This window comes from Flavobacterium agricola (genome assembly GCF_025919725.1).
In the GTDB taxonomy this organism is placed as follows: Bacteria; Bacteroidota; Bacteroidia; order Flavobacteriales; family Flavobacteriaceae; genus Flavobacterium; species Flavobacterium agricola.
In genome coordinates, this window is record NZ_CP081495.1 from 507,607 (window position 1) to 528,935 (window position 21,329).

General features: G+C 32.2%; 15 protein-coding genes, 1 other RNA gene and 1 pseudogene. 8 read left to right on the forward strand and 9 right to left on the reverse strand.

The annotated features are described in order from the left end of the window. Positions 1-71: 71 nt before the first annotated feature. From K5I29_RS02475 to K5I29_RS02500, 6 genes are read left to right on the forward strand one after another with little or no spacing between them, the layout of a single operon-like run. A complete protein-coding gene (locus K5I29_RS02475; protein ID WP_264434281.1) occupies positions 72-1,739 on the forward strand; it encodes a hypothetical protein in 1,668 nt (555 codons plus the stop codon). 3 nt (positions 1,740-1,742) lie between these two features. Next, complete coding sequence (locus tag K5I29_RS02480) at positions 1,743-2,072, forward strand: hypothetical protein (RefSeq protein ID WP_264434282.1); 330 nt, start codon at positions 1,743-1,745, stop codon at positions 2,070-2,072. A gap of 14 nt (positions 2,073-2,086) precedes the next feature. After that, positions 2,087-2,470: a hypothetical protein gene (locus tag K5I29_RS02485; RefSeq protein ID WP_264434283.1), complete on the forward strand. Its 384-nt coding sequence runs from the start codon at positions 2,087-2,089 to the stop codon at positions 2,468-2,470. A 58-nt stretch (positions 2,471-2,528) separates the two neighbouring features. Next, on the forward strand, positions 2,529-3,068 hold the full coding sequence (locus tag K5I29_RS02490) for a phage holin family protein (RefSeq protein ID WP_264434284.1): 540 nt from the start codon (positions 2,529-2,531) through the stop codon (positions 3,066-3,068). Next, a complete protein-coding gene (locus K5I29_RS02495) occupies positions 3,061-3,591 on the forward strand; it encodes a TIGR02594 family protein (protein WP_264434285.1) in 531 nt (176 codons plus the stop codon). Before K5I29_RS02490 ends, K5I29_RS02495 begins: the two co-directional genes overlap by 8 nt. Further along, a complete protein-coding gene (locus K5I29_RS02500) occupies positions 3,588-4,022 on the forward strand; it encodes a hypothetical protein (RefSeq protein ID WP_264434286.1) in 435 nt (144 codons plus the stop codon). The genes K5I29_RS02495 and K5I29_RS02500 overlap by 4 nt, the downstream gene beginning before the upstream one ends. Positions 4,023-4,216: 194 nt before the next feature. On the opposite strand, the gene ssrA is transcribed toward K5I29_RS02500, so the two are convergent. Beyond that, positions 4,217-4,616: a transfer-messenger RNA gene (gene ssrA, locus K5I29_RS02505) on the reverse strand. Between the two features lie 156 nt (positions 4,617-4,772). Between ssrA and K5I29_RS02510 the strand changes: the two genes are divergently transcribed. Both K5I29_RS02510 and K5I29_RS02515 read left to right on the forward strand, forming a co-directional pair. Next, positions 4,773-5,975 carry an NAD(P)-dependent oxidoreductase gene (locus K5I29_RS02510; protein WP_264434287.1) on the forward strand — a complete coding sequence of 401 codons (1,203 nt, stop codon included), beginning with the start codon at positions 4,773-4,775 and terminating at the stop codon, positions 5,973-5,975. A gap of 95 nt (positions 5,976-6,070) precedes the next feature. Next, a complete protein-coding gene (locus tag K5I29_RS02515; RefSeq protein ID WP_264434288.1) occupies positions 6,071-6,751 on the forward strand; it encodes a DUF3667 domain-containing protein in 681 nt (226 codons plus the stop codon). A 38-nt stretch (positions 6,752-6,789) separates the two neighbouring features. Here the strand turns inward: K5I29_RS02515 and K5I29_RS02520 are convergent. From K5I29_RS02520 to K5I29_RS02555, 8 genes and pseudogenes are all read right to left on the reverse strand, one after another. Beyond that, positions 6,790-8,147, reverse strand: a pseudogene (locus K5I29_RS02520) (IS3 family transposase). A gap of 48 nt (positions 8,148-8,195) precedes the next feature. After that, positions 8,196-8,864: a hypothetical protein gene (locus tag K5I29_RS02525; RefSeq protein ID WP_264434289.1), complete on the reverse strand. Its 669-nt coding sequence runs from the start codon at positions 8,862-8,864 to the stop codon at positions 8,196-8,198. Then, positions 8,861-10,213, reverse strand: coding sequence for a PKD domain-containing protein (locus tag K5I29_RS02530; RefSeq protein ID WP_264434290.1), 1,353 nt, complete (start codon positions 10,211-10,213; stop codon positions 8,861-8,863). Before K5I29_RS02530 ends, K5I29_RS02525 begins: the two co-directional genes overlap by 4 nt. Positions 10,214-10,635: 422 nt before the next feature. Then, positions 10,636-11,307 carry a hypothetical protein gene (locus tag K5I29_RS02535; RefSeq protein ID WP_264434291.1) on the reverse strand — a complete coding sequence of 224 codons (672 nt, stop codon included), beginning with the start codon at positions 11,305-11,307 and terminating at the stop codon, positions 10,636-10,638. Position 11,308: 1 nt separating this feature from the next. After that, the gene (locus K5I29_RS02540) at positions 11,309-12,280 is read right to left on the reverse strand and encodes a hypothetical protein (protein ID WP_264434292.1); all 972 of its coding nucleotides are present in this window, start codon (positions 12,278-12,280) and stop codon (positions 11,309-11,311) included. Continuing rightward, positions 12,271-17,520 (reverse strand): fibronectin type III domain-containing protein, encoded by a 5,250-nt coding sequence (locus K5I29_RS02545; RefSeq protein WP_264434293.1) that lies wholly within the window; start codon positions 17,518-17,520, stop codon positions 12,271-12,273. Before K5I29_RS02545 ends, K5I29_RS02540 begins: the two co-directional genes overlap by 10 nt. A gap of 10 nt (positions 17,521-17,530) precedes the next feature. After that, complete coding sequence (locus K5I29_RS02550) at positions 17,531-20,863, reverse strand: T9SS type A sorting domain-containing protein (protein WP_264434294.1); 3,333 nt, start codon at positions 20,861-20,863, stop codon at positions 17,531-17,533. Positions 20,864-20,865: 2 nt separating this feature from the next. Further along, entirely contained in the window at positions 20,866-21,300 is a 435-nt protein-coding gene (locus K5I29_RS02555; RefSeq protein ID WP_264434295.1) for a hypothetical protein, read from the reverse strand. Between the last annotated feature and the right edge of the window lie 29 nt (positions 21,301-21,329).

Sequence of the window (21,329 nt, forward strand, 5' to 3'; positions counted from 1 at the left end):
GCATATTATGCGTGTTTTTAATTTAGAATTATTTTAAATAGTGTATATTTGTTAAGTTTTAATATGTGATTATGAATGGTTTAAATAGTAACGATAGAGAGTTGTTAAGACGATTAACTGAGAGGTTAAATCTTATTGAATCAAATGCTAAACGCATTGATGAATTGCCTTATAAAACTATAATTGATAACTCTGATAAAATACATATCTCTGACAATGGCACTTCAAAATATATAACTGTTCAGGAGTTACTTTCTGCAATTAAATCACAAAAATTTGACCATATCATTTTTATCAATGGATTGAATATTAGTGGAACTTTATTAACTGTTGAAAGTGCGAGCTGGTCTATTTCAGAAGTCATAAATAGTTTAGTTAACAAATTTGAAATTGAAATTCCGTACGCCAAAATAGGTCATTCTCGAACTGATATTTTAATAGCAAAGCGCAATAATGAACTTCAGGTTGTTTTTGGTAGTGAGAACGAGGGTATTTCATTTGCACCACCATTGCCTCCAAATACCGTTCTTATAACAACTCTAGACGTAACTGATAATTCTATTAATTCAATGCCTGGTGAAATTGGCATCAATAATTTTATCCCCTTAGCTGGAACTAATAAGATTACCGGTGATTTATTATCAAAAAAAAAAACGTTTACAATTGGAAATAGTGATTTTCAAATTGTTGCTAATTCTGCTGGAGAAGATCCAAGTTTTAGAATAAACGATACAACTAATGGAAACAGTTTACTTACATTAAAAAAAGATAAAGCTGCTTTTAATGTTAATGGTTCATGGTTCACTTTTGAAAATGATCATTTATACATTTGGGATAAGAATAACCGGCAACACGTGATTGGAGGTGGCGAATTTACTTCTCGAGGTAACAAAAAATTTGTTGTACATCAAAATACTAGAATTCATGGTGTCACTTATCAAGAAGATGATAAAACAGCTAATTCTTGGTATGATATAACTATACCAAATTTTGCTAATTATTTTAGCAGACTGCAACTTCCAAACACTAACGGAACAGTTAGGAATCTTCCCACTAATATTAATGGACATTATGCAGATAATACAGGAGCTGTAAATATTAAAGAAACATTTCCGGATAGGGCTAGTAAGGGTGTTTTTAATTATACAGAGTCAGCTGATTTAGCCATAAATATTATTGATATAGATTGTGAAACCATTTTTGTTATTAATGCATCAAAATTAAGTTCTTTAAAATTTCCTGAAGGCTCATTGTATGATGGTAAAGTCATTCGAATTGTAAATATGCGTCCTGGAATTTTGGAGTTAAGACATTTACACAACTCTCCTCAAATCGCATCTAAATTCGAGTTTTTCGATAATACTAATTATACCATGTATCAGTTCGAAACGCTTAGTTTATTTTTTGACAGGGGAGTATTTAAATATTTAGACACTAATAGGCAAAATCAAGGAATTCGTCACGTGAATTCTTCTGTTTATTATGCTCCGGCAAGTGTTCATGGAGCAACTTTATATATCAGTACTAACTGTAATTTATTTATTCCATCTCCATCAGATGCTACTAAAGAATTTAATTTTACTATTATAACAGCATCTGGAGCAACGGCTGTATTAATAACTTCAGGTTGGACTGTGGTTGCTCCGACAGGACTTAAATTAGGACCGAGTAAATCGGGTTTTATTGGTAGAGTTGGTAGTACAAGTACTGTTCTGGTAAAAGGAGAATTTACAAATTAAGATATGAGTGCAATAAGAAACATGATACTTAGCCAGGGAAAAGGCGGAACTGCTTTGGTAATAACATATCAAAGTAGATCGTACGCTTCCCTTGAACTTGGGATGTCAGAAATGATGGAGATATATTATAGAGGAGATGGGCCTTTCTTAGTTACTTGGTATAGAAATGGAGTTATGGTTGAAAGTAGATCCGGTGTATCCACTTTTACTACTTCATTTACTGCTAGGGCTGAATATATGACTAGTGTATCGTATAGAGTAGAAGTCATTGATTTACATGGTGGTAGGGTTTCGACTAATTTTATAATTTCAAATGGAGATATGGATGCTTAATAAAAATTAAAAATATGTATATACTTGAATCGAATCGTGAACTTATTTATGATGCTTTTGATGAAAGAAAGAAAGCAATAATTCAAATAAGAATGTACCCACTAATTAAACTGAATGAGCTTAAAAAGTATCAGATTAATATTGAATATTTTAAAGTTAATATTGATGAAACGGGTTTCAGAACTTATGAACTCTTGAGAGTTCGTGAACCAAAGTTCTTAACTTATTTAGAGGTAGATAATCAAAGAATTGAATTTAAAGGCGGTGAGCAAGTTACAAGTGAAGAAGAAGATTTTCTTTCAGAACAAATTCTAATTAGTGAAAACTCAATTAACCCTCCTTTTTTTAGTTCAGCCTCTGATTGGGAGCTATACAAAAGTGATGTTTTATCAGTTTAAAATTTAAAATTAAAGGCAGTGTTCAGGCTAAATAATACTAACCTTTAATATTTTTTTAATGAAAGATATCGATACCTTTCAGCTGTGTGTACATAAATTTTACACAACCGCAGTATTAGCTTTTACATCTTTACCAGGGATGTATATTACTTCATTTTCAGCCATTTTAGCATACTTTTTATCATTAAAAGTCTTATTTGCTATACTTGGACTTTTGTATGTTTTAGATTTCATAACAGGCTGTGCTGCCGCAATGAAGAAGTATAGAAAAGACTTTGGTGTGTGGTCCTTCAAGTGGTTTAGTTCTGAAATCTTTGCGGGAACTATAATTAAAGGCGTTTTCTATATGCTTTTTATTTTCTTCATTTTTATTATTAACGTATTAATCTATAAAAATCACATTCACATTTCTTTATTAAGTTCAGATCCATTTACCTTGGTTGAGATAGCAATTTTTGTGTGCATGATTCGAGAGATTTGGAGTATTCTATTTGAAAATTTTGAAAAGTTAGGATTTGACTTTCTGGGGCATATTGAAAAGATTGCTTCTAAAAGTTGGAAAATTATTAACAAAGTAAAAGGAAGTGCAAATGAATAAGCTAGAACCTAAGTATCAGTATTTACTAAAAGAATCAGCTCCAGCAATTCTGATTGAGACTTTAAAGGAATATGGTGTTAAAGAGGTTATTGGTTCAAAACATAATCCCAAAGTTCTTGAATATTTTAAGTCAGTGGGTTGGGGGCATATCAAAGACGATGAAACACCTTGGTGTGGAGCTCTTTTAGGGTATGCAGTTATAAAAGCGGGACTTGTGCCTCCGGTTACATGTATTCAAGCATTAAAATGGAATAATTGGGGAGTAAGACAATCTGTTGCTATGTTAGGGGATGTGTTAACTTTTTCAAGAGCAGGAGGTGGCCATGTTGGGCTTTATGTTGGAGAAGATGAAACTTGTTATCATGTTTTAGGAGGAAATCAATCTAATAGTGTTTGTGTTACTCGCATTCAAAAATCGAGGCTATCCCAAATACGAAGAACAAACTGGAAAATAGCACAACCTAAAAATGTACGAGTTATTGAATTAGGAGCTTCGGGTTTAATATCTAAAAATGAATTATGATGAAAAGCTATTTGTTATTGCTCTGTATATTGATTGCATCTTGTAGTTCACTTAGAAAATCCGACATTAAAAAAGATATTGCATTAGAAGAAAATTTCACTGAATATCGAATTAAGCGGGTAGGTGATACGGTTACATATATTGTTCCTAATGTGATTTTAAAAGACACGGTAGTTTATGCTTACAATAAACAGGGGACTACTCTTAAAACGACTTATGATGTTTCGGGTAAAGTTACTCAAGTTGATTGTTTTGCTTCTGCTTTTGAGGAGATGCTGAAGCGTTATGATAAATTAGCGTTAGACCGATCCATTGAAAAAACGGAAACAGAGCAAAATATTTTAAAACAATTTATTCCTTATTTCTTTTGCCTATTATTTTTGATCATCATAATTCTGCTAACTCTAATATATTTTAAAACAAAAAGGTAGTTTGATTTTAGAAGGTAAATTTTAACAAAAATAAAAGTTGAACATTTGTATATTATAATGTTTTTTAATGATATTTACTTTATGTATAATTAATACTTCAGCAGTTTTAAAAATAAGTTTGTGTGCAAATTGTGTGCAAATAAAAACAATAAAAAAACGCAACTTGTTATTTGTTAACGAGTTGCGTTTTTTGTCTGTGGAGCCGCTGAGAATCGAACTCAGGTCCAAACGAGCAATCAAAAAGCTTTCTACATGTTTAGTTTTTTATTTAATTTTCGACTTCGGGCTCGGAAAAAAACATCCACCAAAAGCTTAGCTTTATCAGTGTCAAAACGGATTTAAAGCTTTACCGTTTCTAGATTTACTTTTACGGTTCCTCTTAATCAAGCGCCATAAATCAAGGCTTTTGAGAGAAATCTAGCTTCCCTACCTGGTAGGGACTAGGCAATTCTTACTGTAATTCAGAATTAAGCAGCTAAAGCGTAATTGTTTTCGCCGTTTATAAGTTTAATTCATGATATTTACGAGCTGTGAATCAGCGCTCGACATGCTTACCATTTAATTCCACACCCGCTGTCAAAACCGATCGGCCCCAAACTTAGGTGTGAAAACACTAATGGAATGCGAAAGTACAAAAAAATCTGATTAAAAAAGACAAGCCTTAAAATTTATTTATTTGATTTTTTTGCTGTTTTTTTGTAATTTGAGCCCATGGCGCAAACTTTGCCATGTAACTTGTAATTAGAATCTATGAAATTTGGACTTATAAAAGAACGTAAAACTCCGCCAGATCATCGCGTAGTTTTTTCTCCCGAAGGGTTAAAACGTTTAAAAACAACCTATCCAGCTGTTGGAATTGCGGTTGAAGCTTCTGAGGTTAGAGCATTTTCTGATCAAGAATATCAAGATGCCGGATTTCAGGTAGTAACCAATTTAAACGATTGCGATGTACTTTTTGGTGTTAAAGAAGTTCCTGTTGATGCTTTAATTGCAAATAAAACCTATTTGTTTTTTTCTCATACCATAAAAAAGCAGCCGTACAATCAAAAATTATTACGCGCTTGTTTAGATAAAAACATTACGCTAATCGATCACGAAACGCTTGTTGATGCCGATAATGTGCGTTTAATTGGTTTTGGGCGCTATGCTGGTATGGTTGGCGCGTACAATGCTTTAGCCGCTTTTGGCAAAAAATACGATTTATATAATTTGGTACCTGCCACAAAATTGCATGGTAAAGAGGATTTGATAGAACGTTTAAAACGTCCGTTTATTCCACCAATTAAAATAATTGTAACGGGTAAAGGTAAAGTAGGAAATGGTGTGCACGAAATTTTAAAAGGAATGAAAATGAAAGAAGTTTCGTCTGATGCTTTTTTAAACAAAACCTTTACGCATCCTGTTTTTTGTCAAATTGATGTTTTAGATTACAACATTAGAAAAGACGGTCAAAAAATGGGCGTAACCGATTTTTATAATCATCCTGAAGATTACGTTTCTGACTTTGAAAAATTTACAAAGGTTGCCGATATATTTATTGCTGGTCATTTTTACGGAAACGGAGCGCCAGCTATTTTAACACAAGCCATGTTAAATGCACCCGATTGTAAAATTAAGGTAGTTGGTGATATATCTTGTGATGTTGATGGGCCAATTGCTTGCACTATTCGTTCTTCAACCATTGCCGAGCCATTATATGGTTACAACCCAAGCACCGGAAAAGAAGTTCCTTTTGATCATCCGGCTGCAATAACCGTAATGGCGGTAGATAATTTACCTTGTGAATTACCTAAAGAAGCCAGCGACGGATTTGGAACCATGTTTTTAGATCATGTAATAGAATCTTTTTTTAATGATGATAAAGACGGAGTTTTAGCTCGTGCAGCTATTACTAAAAACGGAAAATTAACCAAACGTTTTGCTTACTTGCAAGATTACGCCGACGGAAAATAAACTAAAAAGAGCTGAAATTTCAGCTCTTTTTTTATGTCATATATTAAAATGTAAGAAATTGCGTTGTATTTAAACAAAATAATAAATACAAAACCATGTCCCACGGAAAAATAAGAGCCGAAAAATCTTGCGAAAACTGCCACGCCTATGTACCAGATCGGTATTGTTCGCATTGTGGTCAAGAAAACGTTACAACCCGACAACCTTTTTACTATTTGTTAGCTCATTTTGTTGAAGATTTTACGCATTACGATAGCGGATTTTGGCAAACCTTAAAAAATATTTTTTGTAACCCCGGCTATTTAACCGTGCAATATTTAGCAGGTAAACGTCAGAGCATGGTAAATCCGGTTAAACTCTATATTTTTGTGAATTTTATTACCTTTTTTATATTAGCTGTCTTACCTAATAAAGAACTTACTTTGCAAAACGACCCCAGCAAACAAGTTGTTAAGTCCGGAAGTTTAAATGTAGTAATTCAGGTAGATAAATCTAGCACACAAACTAAAGAAACGGAATTGGATTACGATAATATTGTTTACGAATCGGATTTTGAAAAAATGGTTTTAGAGCCGTTGTACAACAAAAGTAAAGAACTTAAAAATAAGCACATTTCTACCGACGAATTTTCTGAGAAATTTTCGCACAATATGTTAAGTTTAATACCTAAAGCGTTGTTTTTGTACATGCCATTTTTCGCCTTTTTACTGTGGTTGTTTCACAACAAAAAAAAATGGTGGTATTTTGATCATGGTGTATGTTGTCAAAAGAATTGAGACACTTTGTTTAAAAAAATTAAGAGAGCGTTTTTGTTTTATAAATGTATTATTTTTTCTTTAAAATACAGTTGTTTTCTTTTTGCAAAAGTTTGATTTTTAATTATTTCTCTTTGTTTTAAAATTTGGTCTGATCTACCAAAGTACACATCTGCAGGTGTTAAATTATTTATAGCCTCATGATACCTACTGTTGTTATAATTTTCTACGAACTTTTCTAATGCTTGTATTAATTCTTCAGGATGGTAATAATGATCTAATTTCATAACGTTTTTCATTGTTCTGTGGTATCTTTCAATCTTTCCCTGCGTTTGTGGGTGTAGTGGTTTACCTCGAATATGTTTCATTTTCTGCGTGTTTTTTAAGTAATCACTCAGTTCATTTGATACGTAGCACGGTCCATTGTCAGAAAGCAACTTAGGCTTTTGTTTGGTTTTTAACTTTGCCTTTTCAATAGCCGTTTTGACGGTTCTTTTTACATCTTCAGCCTTCATTGAGCTGCATAACTCCCAATGAATGATATAGCGGCTGTAATCGTCTAAAATTGTACTTAAATAATACCATCCCCAACCAATTATCTTAAAATAAGTAAAGTCAGTCTGCCACATTTGATGAACAAAATTAGTTTTATCTTTAAACTCATTCGCGGCTTCAATTAAAATATGACTAGGGGCTGGTAACAAATCTCTTTGTCTTAAAATGCGATAAACACTCGATTCTGAAATGTAGACGCCCAACTCATCGGTCATTTTAAAAGCTAATTCTCTAGCGGATAACTCTGGATAATCCAAGGCTAGCTCAACTAGTACATCTTTTTGTGATTCAGGAATACTGTTCCATTTTCGATATACGGTCTGATGCTTGGGTTCAAGTCCTTTAAATCCATTTTCCAGGTAACTCGCATACCATTTGTAAAAGGTACTTCTGGCAATACCAAACTCTTGTAGGGTCCGCTTTACGCCAATTTCTGAGCGAGTAACTATTTGGATTATTTCATATTTTTCACTAGCTGTTAATCGCATGTATCTCCCGAATTTATTTTTTAATCCAACGAATCCGAGGTTTTTTTTACAATATCATAACGAACCACTAAGTCAGCTATAATTTCTTTTAAACGCAGGTTTTCTTTACGCAAATCAGAAACTTCATCACTAGTTGCTTCACGTGTAATATCGCCAGATAACCTTTTTTTACCTGCTTCTAAAAACTCTTTATTCCATTTATAGAATTGAGATTGAGAGATGCTATACTTTCGACATAACTCTGATACAGAGATTTCGGCTCGCAAGGCTTCCATAACGATTAAAATCTTTTGTTCTGCTGTAAAGATTCGACGCGTGTTGTTGCGAATATCTTTTACAAACTTTTCTGGAGTTTTCTTTTTAGATGTAGCCATAATTAAAAGTAATGTTTTTCGTTTAAACACTATCTTAACTTTTCTATTTTATGTGTCCACTTTTTGCTGACGATTTACACCAACGTAGTTTAACATGGGTGTAACATCGGTATAATTTTTTATAGAGTTTGCTCGGTCTTTTGCGTAAAAACCAATAGCTTCTACTTTGTATCTTTCTTTATCAAAACCTAGTTTAGTTCCGTAGCCATACCGCTCATAGACCGCAGGTAAGCCTATACTATCATTCGCTTCAACAGCTTTTAGTAAACGACCTCCCATAGCACTATATTTAAAAGCTCCACGTGGTGTTAACTCAACTCCAAATCCTCTAAAAGGATGGCCGTTTAAAGTGTAAGGAGAAAATGTCATGGCGTTATCTCCAATATATGCTTTGATCCATTTGTACTTCGGCGTTAGACTAAACCTATTAAAATCAAAAGGAACCTTATAGTTAAAGGCATCATTTTGATTCGTTATGGTATAGTTAAATGGCATACTAAAGGTTAGCATACTAAAGTTAATACTTCCTGTAAGCATGTAGGTAAAGGGTTCTCTACTTTTATCTGTATTTGAATTGTAATACATGGCGTTAGCATTAACACCTCCATTTACTCTTAACTTCGTATCCTTTGCAATTGCTTCAAAATCTAGATGTTGTGCTTGTATGTGTATTGATAAAAAGGCTAGAAATAGGGCTAATAGACTTTTGTATTTCATGGCTGTTTTTGAACTTTTATATCACATATTAAATAGGACTCATTTAAAGCAGTGCTTACAAATTGTTTAATTTTAATAGCTCCTTTACGTCCGTCTTGAGTTTTAAAAAGTACAATACGTGGCAATTGGTTGTTAAACTGTTGCTGCCCAGCAATAGAGTAGGGAATGTTTAAGTTTTGCAGCGGAGCCTCGGTTGTCATCGCATCAAAATCAGCTTCAGTAAAGTCAAGACCACAGTTGCAAATGTCTTGTGAGTTTATAAACCAAGTGTCTGTGGCATTGGGTATAGGGGCAAAACCATATTGCGCCACTTGAGTGGGCGATATAAATTTATTGTAAGTAAATGCATTGCTTTGTCCTTGATACACAAGGTCTATATACGGAGCTATTTCGCTAGTAATTTCATTCGCTGTAAAACTTCTGCGCAATTTGGTTGAGTAAAAAGCACCAATAGTATTACTATTGTGTGCATAGTTTACGCCTAATTTCACGTTTTCTAATACATATATCCCTGTATTAGCCTGTATGGTAACTTGTTTTTGTAAGCTTTGAACTTTTTTACCGTTAGAGGCATGTAAAGTTATAGTATAAGTTCCTGGTTGGGAATAGGTAACCTCTGGTTGAGCAATTGTAGTACTATTTGCTGTACCACCGGGAAACTCCCATTGGTAGCTAATTGCATTTTCGCTTAGGTTATTTAAAAATAGCTTTACCGGTGCTTGGTAATCATAATCAGTTGGGGCGGTTTCCCAGGCAAAATCAGTACGTATGTTGTCGCGTACGTAAATGGTATCTGTTTTTGTTTCGGTTTCAAAACCATTAAATACCGCTAGGGTTACCACATGAGCTCCCGGATTAGGGAAAACTACAGCAGGCGGATTAAAAGTAGTAGATTCACTAGGTTGCCCACCATCAAAGGTCCATTTATAAGTTAGCCCTTCACCTTGGGTAAGGTTGGTAAATTTTACTGTTACAGGTGGGTAGGTACTGTCTATAATTTCTTTTGTAAAATTAATTGAAATAGCATCTTTTATAACTACACTTTGCTCATAGCTATCCGTTTCCCCATCTATATTAGTTACGGTTAACTTTATTTTATAGGTACCCGGTTGGGTATATAGTATTTCGTCCGGATTTTTTTGTGTGGTTTGCTCTGGTGTGCCGCCCTCAAACTCCCATAAATAGGTTTCGGCTCTTTCAGATAAATTAGTAAGTACTATATACACAGGTACCGACTCGTCTGCATTTTTAAAAGCTGTTGTAAATTTTGCTACTGCTGGTACGTAGGACTCTTGATAGCAACTTTGTAATAAAAAGCACAGTATAAAGGCTTTTAATACTATTTTCATAATTTTTAATATGTTTATTTAGCCGTTGATAGTTATATGTTTTTAATGACTGCCTCGTAAATTCTGTACAAGGCAATTTGGACTGTGATGTTAGATTTTCTATTTAATGTACGGGTTAAAACTCTGTGTAATTGCGTATCTAAAAGATTGCCTTTTAAACAAATAATTTTATAAATAGGTTCTACTGTTTTTAAATGTTCTTTGAGCTTTTCGTAGTATGGAAGCCAATCAATTCTACTTTCAGTACTGAATATTTCGTCACAATACGCTATCTTATTATTATAATTTATATCGTTACATAGTTTTGATATAATTAACCCACGAAATTGCGCATCTAATGAACCTGATTAGATACCATTATCTCTATCTTGCCAAGTTTTACCTTCTGCTCGCAATTCATCCATTTTTTTTAGAATATTGGGTTAATAATTTTGATCTAAATATTCTTTAATTGAAATAAAGGTTTTTAAATAACTAGCTAACTCTGGCATTTCACCACTTAAATATCCTTCTAAACGATCTTTATACATTAAATAAAATGAATCATAACTTGAACTCTTAGAAAGTTTTAAAATAATTAAGGCTTTATAGTAGGTTTGACCAGGTATATAGTCTGCCCATCTCATCCAATCAACTACATTTATTATCTTTTCGTTTACATCTTCTACCGTTTTTATCTGCTCGAAAAAGGGTAACACCCTTTGGCTTATATACGGAAGCAATATATTTTTCACCTCCTCTAAATCTTTTTCACTCTCTATATATTTATGCTTTAATGCCAATAGCTCCTCCTCATATAAATCATAGTCCGGCAAACTATGTACTGTATAATGCTCATTGTTATCGTTTGCTATAAACTTAAATAGTATATCATTTACCTCTTGAAAACTTATTCGATTATACAAAGATGTTCCAACTAAAAATTTATTGTCATTCATTCTATCGTTAGAGCACAAATAGCTTGTTTCATATTTTTTATTATTCATATAAAAATCAATACAACCATTATATGGAAAGGGTTGACCGTCGTCAAAACCTAAATCACAAAAATATTGTTTGATAAAATCATAAAAACTTTCTATTGAATATTTCATACTATAAAACTTTGGCGATATTATCATTTTTATACAGCTTTAAAAAAGATTGTTTATTATTAACAGCTACATTTTTTCCAAAATCTGTCAATTTATTACCTATGATAGGATCAGATGGCACACTCTTCACTTTCCACCCACTCATTTTCTGTGCTGCTGTTTGGTTTTTGGTCCAACCGGTACTAGCAGATAATTTGGCATCTACAATAATGGTTTCTAAATGTTTAATTCCTGTTACTGGATTTTGTACTTCTCTAACTAAAACAAAATCGGGTATCCAATAGTTACCTTGGCTTATACAATCACTTTTTAGGCAAAACTGTACTTGATGATAAATACTATAAGTTTCAAATTCAGGAATATTTCTCGATAATTCTTTATAGGCAGCAGAATTTTGATTTGAAAGTTGTTCTTTCATAAGTTTACCCCATGCATTACCTGCTTCTCGACTTTCTCTAAATGCAGCCATATTTTCACCACGCTTAAGCCATGCTACAACTTTATCATTTGCAATTTCATTTGCTTCTAGCATTTCTGCAAGTATTTCTTTTTCATTAACTGATAATATCCCGTCTTTATGTGCCAAAAAACCTTTTACTTCTAAAATATTTTCAGGATTATTAATGTAGTTTCTAAAATTTATGTCATCGCAATCGTCTAAAAACTTTGTGAGTGTGCTACCAGCTTTGTCGTCTGTAAACGCAACTATATATTTACGTACTTCGGGGGTTAAACCGTCTAAAATTTTTAAATATTTAGGATTAGTTAGTACATATTTACTTCCGTTTTTATATAAATCGTCGTAAATATCAAGCGCATTATCGTTATTGTTTATAAAATTTTTAAACTCGGGTGTGCCTTTATCAAGATCTTGGATTAATGCATCGAGTGTGCAACCTTGTGCATTGAGATTACTTGTAATTAAATGAATAATTACAAGCAATAATAGATGTATATATTTTTTTAGTTGCATAAAATTTTGTTTTTTGTTTTACTATTTTTTCTAAACTTTAGCCATGCATTAAAAATTTCAGAATTTTCTTTATTAAGGTTGTTTAAAATATTTGTACCTCTGTTATTAAAATCTTGTAAAAACATTTTTTTCAATTCTTCTGTTTCTAAAGATTTGAAATGCGGAATGTTTTTTAAATCGTCACTTATGTTTAAGCGACTTTTCACTTTAGAAAAATAACTTTTAACTTCATTTTTAGCTGCAATATTATTTATTCTGTTAATATCATCGTCTAAAGTTGTAATTAAATTATCAACTTTTTTAAATGAGGTTAGTATTTGTGGGGCCGATGCTACTATCGAAAGCATTTGTAGTTTAAAACGGGCATCTGGAGACAAATAGTCTTCATTAATTAATTGACTTGTGATACCCATTGTTGAACCTGCAATATCTGAAATAACAATAGCTTTACGTATATAATTACCTGCAGTAAAAAGTACTTTAACTTCACCAATCCCAATGACAAATGTTGCAACATCAACTGCGGTCCAAATTGATTTTTCTGTTACTATATCATTGTTACTCGAACTTAAAGCAAATGCTTGTATGGCAGGTATTTCTAAAACTTGACCTTGTTTAAAGTTTTGATCGGCAAACGTAAAACTACCAGAAACATAAACAACTACCTTTTGATTATAATCAACTTCATTACCTTCCAATGATAATTTATTTTTACTCGTAAATTTTGCATTCAAATTATCAAATTTTAGCATATCTGACTCCAGTTTTAACATTGAATCACTATCTTTAAGTATACCATCAGATTTAAGTAAGTTTTCTTTTTTAAGCTCTTTCAAATTATTTGTGTAATGAAGTTGTCCACTTAGCCACATAATAATGTTGTAGATAGTTTTATTTGAAAGTTTATCAGAACTTGTTATGTTTTTAAACCCAATAGTTTCTAAAGTTGCTACAATACTCATATCTGTTTTATCAAAACTAGAAAGAAGCTTAATGATAAAATGATCATTATTTGTATAACCTACTGTTTGTAAGCTTGTATTGGAACAACTAAAATAAGTGGTTATGATATTTAATCGTTTGCTTTTCTCAACTTCTTTAAGAGTATTACCATTTTCATTGATGTTAATGTGGTTTACTATTTCACTGATTTTGTTACAGTCTATATTTGAAATTGAATTCCAGAAATTTTCTTTTTGCGACTTTTTAGTTTGAATATAATTTTCAAATTGATTTTTAAAAACTGTTACAAATTCCAATAAATCAGATTGATACTTAGCTTCTGTACTCGGATTGTCTTTAAGATATTTTGACCATTCAAAATATTTATGTAGATCAAATGGCATAAATTCTGTTCGACTTTGATCAGAACAACTTATTGAAAAGCGACCCGGTAAAATCCAAGACCATTTTTCTGCCAAACTTGGCTTATTTACAGAACAAGTCAGATTACCATAACCATAAAAAGTTGCATTTTCATATAATAATTTAATTTTATCACCTTGTGTAAATTGATTGAATAGTTCTTTATTTTGAATTCTTAATTTAGAAATTTCAAAAACTATCTCATAGTTTACCAATGTTTCGCAATCATCGTTTAACATCTCTGTGAACACATCTATATTTGTTGAATTGATTGATTGATCAATAGAAGACAATAGAGTTTCTAAGGCAACTTTTAAATAATTTTCTTGAACATCATCATACTTCCCTTTAATTAAACAATTGGTTACATTCCATTTATTTTGATTACTGTTTATTTTTGACATTTGGAAAGATAAGGTTTCAACAAAGTCATTTAGATTATTGTCACCGAAAATTCCAATTTTTGCATTGCTTATCTTTTTTAATGCACGTTTTAGCTTTGCATTGCCATTTGCAGAAAAGAATTGGTAAATTTTTTCGTAGTTTTGCTCATAAACAGCATTTAATATTTTAACAGTTGCAAATTCTTTATTATTATCAAACAAATTAGATAAGTCTTCAATTAAGATATCCAAAATCCATTCTTGCATTTCGTAATCTAATTGAGCTAAATAGCAATAATCCGTTGTAAGTATTTCGTTAACAATATTATCTAAATTTTTTACATCTTTTAGATTGCTAAATTTAGCTTTAACTTTATCTATTTCAGATACACTCATATTCACACATTTGTTTTTATATCTGAAATTTCCTATCTGGATATTATTAACCTCACAAGGAATATTTCCTACAAGTACTAATTTATTCAATGAAGCTGATTTTGTCGCCTTATTCATTTCAGTTACAAAAGTTTCTTTCATGCTTTTTATTGCTTCCCAAGAAATAGAATAATTTAAATTATATCCACAACCTTGTCCTGTATACCAGTATAAGTAAACAATGTCTGTATCCTTAATATCCTTCTTAATAGGTATATTTAAACTATCATTATCATTATTAATATATTTTTTTAATTTATCGTTCCATTCATAAGTTTTGTTGTCTTTTTCTATTCCATATACAGCTCCATTATATCTTCTTTCAATTTTTAGATCATATGCATAAGTACTTGAACCACTATATAAGAATGGTTCCCAGTCAGGTGTTAAATGAATTTCACTAAACTCCCCATCACTCTGACTTTGGAAGGCATACAATTTAAACGCAGGATCGTTAATTTGTTTCCAATCGGTAAAAAATAACTCCGTGCCCTGTGCATAATCCATTAAATTTTGAGTTGCTCCTTGGTTTACGCCTTTGTTTTTGTATTTTTTAAATGGATGTTCTAACTTAAAGGCTCCGTGTGCTAACTCGTGTGCAATAGTTGTTGGTTGTTGGTCAAACACAAAACCAAACTGTCCGTTTAATTTCATATAGCCACTTTGCCCAGTACTGGATACTTTATCGGTTACAAAAATGTAATAAGCCTCTTCTATATTATTTATAGATTTATAATCGCTAATAATTTTACTTTGTATTGGGCTATATTTAGACAAATCGCCAAACACATCTTCTGTTGGAAGCACTCCTCCAACTAAATAGTTGTTAATGCCAAATTCTGGAACTACCTCAATATCTATATTAATAGCTAATTGGTTGTATATAGCTTTAATTTCATCAATTTGCTTATCTGAAATAGATACTCCCTCTGTAGGGATTAATTTTAAGTTTACCGTTTTAGGTGAAACATGGACTAAATTAAAGACACCAGCAATTTTGTATTTATCACCTTGTTTAATGGTAGCTTGTACCTCTTCGATTGCAAATTTTTGAGCTCCTTCTAAGTTTAATACAAAATCATTACCTATCCTATCGGCTTTAATTTCAACACCATTTTGAGTTTTAAAGAATAAACTATCGGCATTTATTTTACTGTCGGCAATAGTTACTTTTGCTAATAGTTTATCGGTTAATCCGTTTGGTACGGCTTTAAATGGCACAAATGTATCTCCAATTTTTTTATAATCACTGGTTAGCTCTTTGTTATAAGCCACTGGGTCAAAAGCGTATTGCGTATCGTTATTTTTTTCGAAAACTACACGAATTCCTTCGGCGGTATAAGCAATAGCTTGTCCGTTTTTATTTACACCATCGGTATTTTCTGGTGTTGGTTTTCCGCCTTTAGCAGTGTCAAAAGGTCCGGTTACCTTACCATTGGCATCTACATAATAATTTTTATTATCTGAGCCTGTTATAATCGTGTCTTTACCACCTGGAAAGGTTTCGGTTTGCCCATTTGGTCCTGTAACTATAATTTCACCATTTTCAAAATCAATAGATTCTATAGGGAAATTAACTGCAATATCTTGTTGGTTCACATCCCATAAATCATCTATAAAATCAACATTTCCCCAATTAGGATCGTAGGTAGTTTCTACCACGCCATCAAGCATTTGGTAGTCAGCGTTAATACGAATGTTAGTAAAAGTTACTCCAATTCGAGTGTCAGCTAAATATGGGACTTGTATGTATCCTGAGCCAGAAAACATACCATTACCACCTTGAACATCTAAAACCTTAACAGGAAAGTCGCCAGCCATAAACGTTTCGTTAATAACCATAGCTCCTAAAGGTTGCTGATTTCTAATTTCTATTGTGGGTACAATACCACAATTGTATGCTGTTGCTTTTTCGTTTTTATTAATAGTAAAGGTTTGTATACCCGAGTATGTATAACTTTGTGTTATACCATACTGGGTTGGTTCGCATGTAGCACCTACTCTAAATTCATACGTATAACCAGGCTCTAAATCTGTTAGTAAAGTTTGCGTATTTACGGTATAGGTATCAAACCACTGTGCGTTTGGAGTGTTTGCTTTTTTGTATTGAATATGGTAACGTTGTTGGGCATTTATGCCGTCCCACATAATTTTAACTCGGTTGTTGCCTTGTTGTTCACTTAATAAATATTTAGGAGCTTCACAAGTACTAGCATAGGTAAAATAGTTAATTTGGCTGTATCCGTTATTTTTAAATACATTGTTTTCTGCCAAGCCATTAGTTGATATAGCTTTTATGCGCCAAGCGTATCTTTTTCCTGGTATTAGTGTAGGCTTAGAAAGATCGTAAAGAAGGTTTGTTGTTCTAAGGTCTTCCTCTTTATATAATAATCTACTGGTCTCAAAAGCAAAAGCAGGGTCAAGTGTTGCATTTAAAATTTCTTTAATTTCAAAAGTATAAGAAACATTTGTAGCATTTAAGTGGCGTGGTGTCCACGAAAAGTTAATATTGGGAAAAGTAGTACTAGCGATTTGTTCGTTGTTAGCCGGTAGGTTTAGCTGTGGTGGATCGTTTAACATTAAGTACATGGTGGCACAACTGTTTTGTGATAGCCATTTACGTGTTGCTAAATCATAAACCTGAAAGCAAATAGTGTACAAACCATCTGGCAAGGGCTCACTGTACTGTGTTGTACTTAACCCCTGTAAATTTTGAAAACGGAAATAGCTAGATAACTCATTACTGCTTAAATTGTTAATTTCACCGCCATTAATATAGATAGGTAATGTGCCCGATAATAAAGTAGTACTTTGTGCCGTAATTCCGTTACCTTGTATTTTTAAAAAAAGTTGTACTTGTCTGTTTTGTACAGCAAGGTCTGTAGTAATAAGTTGTAAATTAATACGATTAACTAGTGGATTTGAATAATCTGATATTTTATTACTATACGGACTATATACGGTTGGAATTGCTTGTACAGGATATATTTGCGCACAAAGAGTTTGGCACAAGCATACAAATAACAAAACTATAATTTGTTTTATATATCGGGTCATTCTAAAAATATTAGTAGATAATTATTTTTTTAGTTAGTGTTTGAAATGTTGTTTCTAATACTAAAATATAAGTACCAGCACTTAATTGCGTATTGTAGGTAATTAGGTGTTTGGTAGCAGTTACAGATTTTTTTTCAGCTTGTGCCAGTTGTCCTGTGACTGTGAATAAACGTAGTTTAATAGCAGCCTCTCGTTCTAATTCTACTTTTACCTCAAAATTACCATTATTGGGATTTGGTGCTACAATAAACTCTTTAACAAAACTTGCATTGGTGTTATCTGGATTATATGAATTGCTATTCGCTTCTACAATAATTTCTTTATTATAAATCATATAACAATCGCCCTGAGTTTGTCTCAAGGTAATATTGTATGTACCAACTTTACTGAAATTAAGAGTGATATAATCGTTATTTTTATTGACAATTTTAATTTCAGGTGAATTAACCTGCCAATCTGTTGTTTGGCCTTTGGGATTACTCACATTAACCAAAATCACATCTTGATTTACATATGCTTGAGTAGTGAGTAAAAATTCAGCATCAATTTCAACGTCTGAATAGTTAACTTCAATAGAATCTGTAATAACACATCCATTTGGTGTAATGGCAGACACAGTGTATTTATTTGCATAGTTTACTATAAGTTTAGCTGAGTTTGATACTACATAACCAAGACTATTCCTCCATTCATAACTAACATTTTCAGAATTATAAATTGTTGCATCTAATTCAAGGGTCTGACCCAAGCATAATGTTCTGTCTGGCCCTAAATCAATTTTAAGTTTTTCTGGGTTAGCTATTGTATAATTGTATACATAGTTACAACCTTGCCCGTCTGTAATTGTTACTTGATAGGTTCCTGCTTTTAAATTTGTAATATCTTTTGTCGTTTCACCAGTATTCCATAAGTAAGTATACGGACCAATAGAGCCATTAACTTCTAGTTTTATTGAGGCATTTATTGCATCATAACATGTTAAAGGTGTAATAGTTTCTAGTACTGTTAAATCAACAGGTGCTACTATTGTAGTTTTCCCTTGTACCATACAACCTCTGGCATCAGTTATAGTTACAAAATAGTTCATTGGAACAGCATTTGTGATTTCTTCTGAGGTATCACCAGTTGTCCATGAATATGTGTAAGGTGCAGTACCTCCGGTTACAAAAGCTTTTATTTTACCATCATTACCTTTGCAGGTTACTGGTGTGATTTGAAAGTCTACTTGTAATTGTTCTGGTTGTTGTAAATAATAAGTTACATCAGTTGGTGTAACTAAACTATTGTTTTGATATACACCAATTACAACGCCATTGGCATCTTCGACATTCGCAGCATAATTCCCGTCTGAAAGTAATGAAATTGTAGCGTCAGTATTAACTAAGGTTTGCCAAGTACCAGTAGGATTTTGTTTTTTCCATATATATTTATAAGGTTTACCTGAGTTAGCACTTCCAGTAAATGGAGTTCCTCCTGTAACGTTTACTTTTAACACACCATCTTGAGATTCGTCTCGTTGACCATCATATGGATTTAAATCAGTTTCATCACCGTATTCATTTGCGACATGACATGAGATAGGTCTAATAAGTTCAATAGTTGCAACTAAAGGTTCGGGTTGTGTGATTTCAACAAAATCTTCAATTATTGTACAGTTTTCATTCGTAGTTGCATTATCATAGTTTTTATCTCTAATGCTTAAATAATATTTGCCAGCAGGAATATTTTCGAGACTAATATAAAATGAGCTAGAAATATATTGCCCCGTAGCTGGTAAAACTGCTCCTTGTTCGTTTTTCCACTCAAACCAATAAGTATTATCGTTAAAAGGTGTACCTCCATTTACCATGGTGACTATTTTTCCGTTTGTTGCACCATAAAATGTAGGTTTTTGTGTTTGTGTATATGTTAATTCTAAAGGACTTTGCGGGGCATTGATGACTACTTTTGGATCTTTTACATTGCCTAAACTGACGTTGTTGTTTTCAATGTTTTGTACACGAGCTACGCAATGATTGCTATCGCGAACCATGATTTTATATTGTCCTGCGGATAAGTTTTTAATGAGTTGGGTAGAGGTAGAATCATTTGAAAAAGGAATCCAATCACCATCATTAATTCTGTACTCGTAACCTCTTTTAGTTCCACCAGTAGCCGAAACAGTTATTTCTCCATCAGCCCCTCCATAACACCATACGTCAACTTTAGAAATTGTGAAGTCAACAGGATCATGCCTTAAAATTTGAAATTCATATGGGGTAACAGTTGTTTCTGAATAAGTATTTTTATTGTCACCATATTTGCCTATTATTTGCAGTTTATATTCTCCTGTTGAAAGCCCTTCAATTAAAAAGGAATTGTCATTATTTAATGATGAAATATTAGGTATACTAATGTTTGCCGTTGAATTATTTTTATTAATAATACTTAAATTAATAGTCTCATTTATTGAGTTGTTTAGAGGACGGTCAAAAAATACACGAATTTGCCCATCGTTACTATCAAAACATGAGGTATAGCCTTTTTTATCACTATTTGATATTATTTTTGGTGCTGAGGGTAATATGGTATATTCAACAGGTTTAGATAAGACACTGTCTTCTTGACAAGACGAATATTGTCTAATAAAAATACTTTTTCCGATTAAATTTAACATTTTATCACCTAATATATCAAATGCAGATACATTTATAGCAGACAACCCATCATACTGTGGCAATTTGATGTAATCGACACCATTTATACTATACTCCCAATTGTATTCATTTGGTCTAAAATGTGTGTGTGAAACAATATTTGTTTTTACGTCCGTAATTAAAAAATTATTACCTAAACCATTTTCAACTATTTCTAATTTAGGTCTTATAAATAAAGTAAACTCAGAGTTCCATAAACCAGATCTATTACTACTAATATTTCTAAATTCATCAAAATTAAATTTTCTTGTATAACAAGAAGTATTCAAACCAGAATATATAGCTCCTTTGTTGTATGGCCGATCTCCTCTACAACTGCTATTAATTCGTCTTTCTGCAAAAAATATAATTCCAGATATATTAAATTCTGCACTGAAGGTAGATTTTGTTCCTTTGATATTTTTATCATTTTCTTTTCCAAAATATACTATTGGGGAATTTTCTTGATAAGCTTCTTTAAAAATTTTGATTGGGTCTTCTTCTTTACCATTTTTAGATAAAATTAAATCAATTTCAGCATTGCCGCAATGATGCTGTGTATTACCTCTTAGCCATCCTTCTAGGTATATTTCATATTGACCTATAGGTGAATTTTGTGCGTAAATTATATTGTTAATAAAAAAGAAAAGAAATAAAATTTTTTTCATAATTAATAAAGGATATTAACTTTTTCTCCCTTAACAGCCCTATTAGGAGTGATTGTAGGTAAAAAATGGTATTCGTATTCGGTGTTCATTTTTAAATCTTTATCAGTAACTGATACAAACTTAGCATCTAATACCTTCCATAGTGAAGGTTTTTCACCTTTTCTATTTTTATAAATTTGTATCTCCGTTACTTGGTAGTTGGTATTGTAATTCCAATAAAGTGTGGCTGTTTTACTTTCTCTATCAATAATAGTTTCTATATTTTTTAATACAGAAATAGGACTATTATTTACAGCTCTCAGTGTTATTGTTGAATTTTCTGTATTTGAGTATAAGCCTGATAGGTCTTTTGCCTGAATAAGATATTCATAGGTTACATCTGCTTCTGTTTGATTATCTGTGTGTTGGGTATCTTTATTACTTAAAACAGCAAGCACTGTCCAACGATTTTCACCTTTTACCCTAC